The 5,212-nt window shown below is 74.3% G+C and carries 6 protein-coding genes; 2 read left to right on the forward strand and 4 right to left on the reverse strand.

All coding sequences use genetic code 11. The features are described 5' to 3' along the window. Positions 1–134 precede the first annotated feature (134 nt). A complete protein-coding gene (nth, locus tag AC07A6_RS35005; RefSeq protein WP_362468816.1) occupies positions 135–890 on the reverse strand; it encodes an endonuclease III in 756 nt (251 codons plus the stop codon). 358 nt (positions 891–1,248) lie between these two features. Between nth and AC07A6_RS35010 the strand changes: the two genes are divergently transcribed. Next, positions 1,249–1,923 carry a Crp/Fnr family transcriptional regulator gene (locus AC07A6_RS35010; protein WP_007264960.1) on the forward strand — a complete coding sequence of 225 codons (675 nt, stop codon included), beginning with the start codon at positions 1,249–1,251 and terminating at the stop codon, positions 1,921–1,923. A 187-nt stretch (positions 1,924–2,110) separates the two neighbouring features. Continuing rightward, positions 2,111–2,914: a nucleotidyltransferase domain-containing protein gene (locus tag AC07A6_RS35015; RefSeq protein WP_362468768.1), complete on the forward strand. Its 804-nt coding sequence runs from the start codon at positions 2,111–2,113 to the stop codon at positions 2,912–2,914. Here AC07A6_RS35015 and AC07A6_RS35020 read toward each other — a convergent pair. Genes AC07A6_RS35020 through AC07A6_RS35030 form a run of 3 tightly spaced genes read right to left on the reverse strand, consistent with a single transcriptional unit; the run spans position 2,911 to position 4,981 of the window. Continuing rightward, positions 2,911–3,234 (reverse strand): hypothetical protein, encoded by a 324-nt coding sequence (locus AC07A6_RS35020; protein WP_478779790.1) that lies wholly within the window; start codon positions 3,232–3,234, stop codon positions 2,911–2,913. The genes AC07A6_RS35015 and AC07A6_RS35020 overlap by 4 nt on opposite strands. After that, positions 3,231–4,076, reverse strand: a complete 846-nt coding sequence (locus AC07A6_RS35025) for an MBL fold metallo-hydrolase (protein ID WP_362468764.1) — start codon at positions 4,074–4,076, stop codon at positions 3,231–3,233. The genes AC07A6_RS35020 and AC07A6_RS35025 overlap by 4 nt, the downstream gene beginning before the upstream one ends. Further along, positions 4,073–4,981, reverse strand: a complete 909-nt coding sequence (locus AC07A6_RS35030; RefSeq protein WP_478779791.1) for an NUDIX hydrolase — start codon at positions 4,979–4,981, stop codon at positions 4,073–4,075. The genes AC07A6_RS35025 and AC07A6_RS35030 overlap by 4 nt, the downstream gene beginning before the upstream one ends. Positions 4,982–5,212: the final 231 nt, after the last annotated feature.

Genomic DNA, 5,212 nt, shown 5'->3' on the forward strand with positions numbered 1-5,212 from the left:
CGGGCGTGCCGACGCTGACCCCGCTGCTCGTGAGGGAGGTGGCGTCGGCGGCGCGGGCGATGCCGAAGTCGATGACGCGGGGGCCGGGCGTCGCGCGCCCCCGCCGCGCCCGGCCCCCGCCCGTGCGCCCGCGCTCAGGGCCCCGTACGGGCTCCCAGCGGCGGCGCCGGGAGGCCCGGGTAGTCCGGGGGCGGGCTCAGGCGCTGGCCCGGCTGGCCGCCCTTCTCGTACTTCAGGAGCTTCTTCGCCTTCTCCGGGTCCGTCTCGCCCTCCCCGTAGGCCGGGCAGAGCGGGGCGATGGGGCAGGCGCCGCAGGCGGGCTTGCGGGCGTGGCAGATGCGGCGGCCGTGGAAGACGACGCGGTGGGACAGCATCGTCCACTCGCTCTTGGGGAAGATCGCGCAGATCTCCGCCTCGACCTTCTCCGGGTCCTCCTGCTCGGTCCACTTGAAGCGGCGCACCAGCCGCCCGAAGTGGGTGTCGACGGTGATCCCGGGGACCCCGAAGGCGTTGCCGAGGACCACGTTGGCCGTCTTGCGGCCGACTCCGGGCAGGGTGACGAGGTCCTCGATCCGGCCCGGCACCTCACCACCGAAGTTGTCGCGGAGCGCCTGCGAGAGGCCCATCAGGGACTTCGCCTTCGCCCGGAAGAACCCGGTCGGCCGGATGATCTCCTCCAGCTCCTCGGGCACGGCCTCGGCCATGTCCTCGGGGGTCGGGTAGGCGGCGAAGAGGGCCGGGGTCGTCTGGTTCACGCGCAGGTCGGTGGTCTGCGCGGAGAGCACCGTCGCGACGAGCAGCTCGAAGGGATTGCGGAAGTCCAGCTCCGGATGGGCGTACGGGTACACCTCCGCGAGCTCGCGGTTGATGCGGCGCGCCCGGCGGACCATCGCGAGACGGGATTCCGGCTTCGCCGCCACCGGTTTCTTGGCCGAACCTTTGCCCAACGGGACAGGTCGCACCTTTTCGGACGCCTCCACACGGGCTTGTTCGCCCACGGCTGAATTCTGGGTCGCCGTCACTCCCGCGGACCCCATGGCCTGTGCTCTCACCGGCTTATTGGACACCCGGCCAGCCTAAGGCCGGCCGCCGACACCCGCCCGGACCTCAGGTAACACCACCCCGATCGGCCTCTCGCCGCACAGCACGCCCATCCGTCCGGCATCCTTGTGATTGATCGCACTGTTTGAGCCGTCCGGCAAAATGGGGAGCGGTCCCCACTGGCTGGTCGACATAGGAGAGAGACTCGTGGACGACGTTCTGCGGCGCGCCCCGCTCTTCGCGGCGCTCGATGACGAGCAGGCCGCGGAGCTCCGCGCCTCCATGGCCGAGGTGACCCTCGCACGCGGCGACGCCCTGTTCCACGAGGGCGACCCCGGCGACCGTCTGTACGTCGTGACCGAGGGCAAGGTGAAGCTCCACCGCACCTCCCCCGACGGCCGCGAGAACATGCTGGCCGTCCTCGGTCCCGGCGAGCTGATCGGCGAGCTCTCGCTGTTCGACCCGGGCCCCCGCACCGCCACCGCCACCGCGCTCACCGAGGTCAAGCTCCTCGGCCTCGGCCACGGTGACCTCCAGCCGTGGCTGAACGCCCGGCCCGAGGTCGCGACCGCGCTGCTGCGCGCCGTCGCCCGGCGCCTGCGCAAGACCAACGACCAGATGTCCGACCTGGTCTTCTCCGACGTTCCCGGCCGTGTCGCCCGGGCGCTCCTGGACCTGTCGCGCCGCTTCGGCGTCCAGTCGGAGGAGGGCATCCACGTCGTCCACGACCTCACCCAGGAGGAGCTGGCGCAGCTCGTCGGCGCCTCCCGCGAGACCGTGAACAAGGCCCTGGCCGACTTCGCCGGCCGCGGCTGGCTGCGCCTGGAGGCGCGTGCCGTGATCCTGCTGGACGTGGAGCGGCTCGCCAAGCGCTCCCGCTGACCGCCTGGGGCAGTCTTCGCGGAGGGGCCCCGTCCGGGTGCGGACGGGGCCCCTCCGCGCGTTCCGGCGGCACAGCGGGGCACGGCACGGGCGGGGCGACGGCACGGCTCGGCTCGGCGACGGCACGGCTCGGCGCCCCGCCCTTAAATACCCGCCGGTCAGCGCCCCGGGCGTGCAGAGTAGGGCCATGGAGCACAGAGGACTGGACGCGTACGGGTACTTGGAGCGGGAGGGGTCCCTCGGCCGGGTCCAGCCCGAGTTCGCGGGCCTCGTCGCGGCCGTGCGGACCCGCGTCGCGGAGGCGTACGGGCGCCGCCTGCACAGCGCCTACCTCTACGGCTCCCTGCCGCGCGGGACGGCCCGGCCGGGGCGCAGCGACCTCGACCTGCTGATCGCCCTGCACCGGGAGCCGGGCGACGAGGACCGCGACACGGCCGAGGTGCTGGGACGGGGACTCGACCAGGACTTCCCGCAGATCGACGGCGTCGGCGTCCTGCTGTACGGCAAGGAGCGGCTGCTGAGCGAGCAGGAACGTTACGACCTGGGCTGGTTCCTCGCCTGCCTGTGCACCCCGCTGCTCGGCGACGACCTGGCCGAGCACCTGCCCCGGTACCGGCCCGACAGCCTGCTCGCCCGGGAGGCCAACGGGGACCTGGCCGCCCTGCTCCCGCGCTGGCGGGCCCGGTTCGAGGCCGCCTCGGAGCCCTCCGAGTTCCGCAGGATGAACCGGTTCTTCTCACGGCACCTGGTGCGGACCGCGTTCACCCTGGTCATGCCCCGGTGGGGCGGCTGGACCAGCGACCTCGCCGAGTCCGCCGAGGTCTTCGGCGAGTACTACCCGGAGCGGGCCGCCCAGCTGCGGCGCGCCGCCGTCGTGGCGCTGGACCCCGTCGACGACCCGGCCGTGGCGCGGGCCTACCTCGACGACCTCGGGCCGTGGCTCGCGGACGAGTACACGGCCCGGCACGGGACGAAGACCCCGCGGGACTAGGCCTTGGCAGCGGCAGGCGCTTCCACGGCCTCCAGGGCCTCCACGGCCTCCACGGCCCGCTTGGCCTCCGCCAGGCCCGCACCCGTGATCTGCCGGTAGACCTTGATCGCCGAGATGGTCCGGCCGTCGCGCACCAGCGCGCGCACCTCGTCCATCCCGGCCGGCTCGGGCTCCTCGATGCCGAAGTGGTCCAGGACCAGGCCCAGCCGGCGCTCCAGCCGGGCGGCCTTGTCCTCCAGGGCCCGCACCTTGAGGTTCAGGGTGGAAGTGATCCACCCCGCGACCGCGAGCAGCGCGAGCGTCAGGAAAAGCGTGTTCATTCAGGTCCCCCCGGGATCAATCCGTGATCACGAAGGTACTCCAGCTGCGCCTGGACCGACCACGTGGCGGCCGGCCACAGGGAGCGGTCCACGTCCGCGTAGACCCGGGCGACGACGGCCTCGGCCGTGGTCAGCCCGTTCTCCACGGCCGTCTCGACCTGGGCCAGCCGGTGGGCGCGGTGCGCGAGGTAGAACTCCACGGCCCCCTGGGCGTCGTCCAGTACCGGCCCGTGGCCCGGGAGCACCGTGTGCACCCCGTCGTCGACGGTCAGCGAGCGCAGCCGGCGCAGGGAGTCCAGGTAGTCGCCGAGCCGGCCGTCGGGATGCGCGACGACGGTGGTGCCGCGGCCGAGGATCGTGTCCCCGGTCAGCACGGCCCGGTCGGCCGGCAGGTGGAAGCAGAGCGAGTCGGCGGTGTGCCCGGGGGTGGCCACCACGCGCAGCTCCAGGCCGCCGGTGCGGATGACGTTCCCGGCGGCCAGGCCCTCGTCGCCGAGGCGCTGCGCGGGGTCGAGGGCGCGGACCTTCGTACCGGTGAGCTCGGCGAAACGGCCGGCGCCCTCTGCGTGGTCGGGGTGGCCGTGCGTGAGGAGCGTCAGCGCGACCCGCTTGCCGGCCTGCTCGGCGGCGGCGATGACCGCCCGCAGGTGCCCCTCGTCCAGCGGGCCGGGGTCGATGACGACGGCCAGCTCGGAGTCGGGCTCGGACACCAGCCAGGTGTTGGTGCCGTCCAGGGTCATCGCCGAGGCGTTCGGAGCCAGGACGTTGACCGCGCGGGCCGTGGCGGGCCCGGAGGAAACGGTCCCCCGGGGCTGGCCGGGGAGGGCTGCGGCATCGGTCATGCGGGGTCTCCCGGGCTCACTCGCTTCGTGAACTCGTCGTGGCCGGGCCAGCTGAGCACGAGCACGCCGTCCTCCAGCGCGGCCCGGGCCAGGACGGGGGTCAGATCCTGCCCGCCGGCCGCGGCGAGCGCGTCGGCGGCGCTCCCGTACGGCTCCAGGGAACGCAGGGTGGAGATGGTCGGCGGCATCATCAGCAGCTCGCCCCGGTCGTACCCGTCGGCGGCGTCGGCGGGGCGGATCCAGACGGTCCGGTCGGCCTCGGTAGAGGCGTTGCGGGTGCGCTGGCCCTCCGGGAGGGCGGCGACGAAGAACCACGTGTCGTAGCGGCGCGGCTCGAACTCCGGCGTGATCCAGCGGGCCCACGCCCCGAGCAGGTCGGAGCGCAGCAGCAGCTTGCGCCGGTCCAGGAACTCGGCGAAGGACAGCTCGCGCGCCACGAGGGCCTCGCGGTCGGCCTCCCAGTCGTCGCCGGTGGTGTCGCCGACGACCGTGTCCGGGGTCTCCCCCGCGAGCAGCACCCCGGCCTCCTCGAAGGTCTCGCGCACGGCCCCGCAGACGATCGCCTGCGCGGTGGCGGCGTCCGTACCGAGGCGCTCCGCCCAGAGGTCCAGGCCGGGTCCGGCCCAGCCGATGCGGTGGTCCTCGTCACGGGGGTCGACGCCGCCGCCGGGGTAGGCGTACGCACCGCCGGCGAAGGCCATGGAGGAGCGGCGGCGCAGCATGTGCACGGCGGGGCCGGCGGGGGTGTCGCGCAGCAGCATCACGGTGGCGGCGCGTCTGGGCTCCACCGGGGTGAGGACCCCGTCGGCGAGCGCACGGATGCGGTCGGGCCACTCCGGGGGGTACCACTGGCCTCCGGCGGGCGGCTGGCTGGGCGAGGGCTGACCGTGCTGACCATTGGGCATGGCGGGATGCTACGGCCATCCGGCCCGATGTTCGAGGCCCCTCTTCCCCCCGCGCCGCTCGCGCGGCCCGGCCGCGGCCGGGCTCCCCGGCTTCGCGCCGCCGCGCCGGACTCCGTCCGGCGGGGGTGGGTGCGGGGGGGGGCGTGTGCGGGGGGCGAGGGTCCCCTACCCGCCCTTCGCCCGTTCCCCGGGCTGCGCCCGGACCCCTTCCTGGGGGCTCCGCCCCCAGAC

It is taken from the genome of Streptomyces sp. NPDC044002, assembly GCF_056434525.1.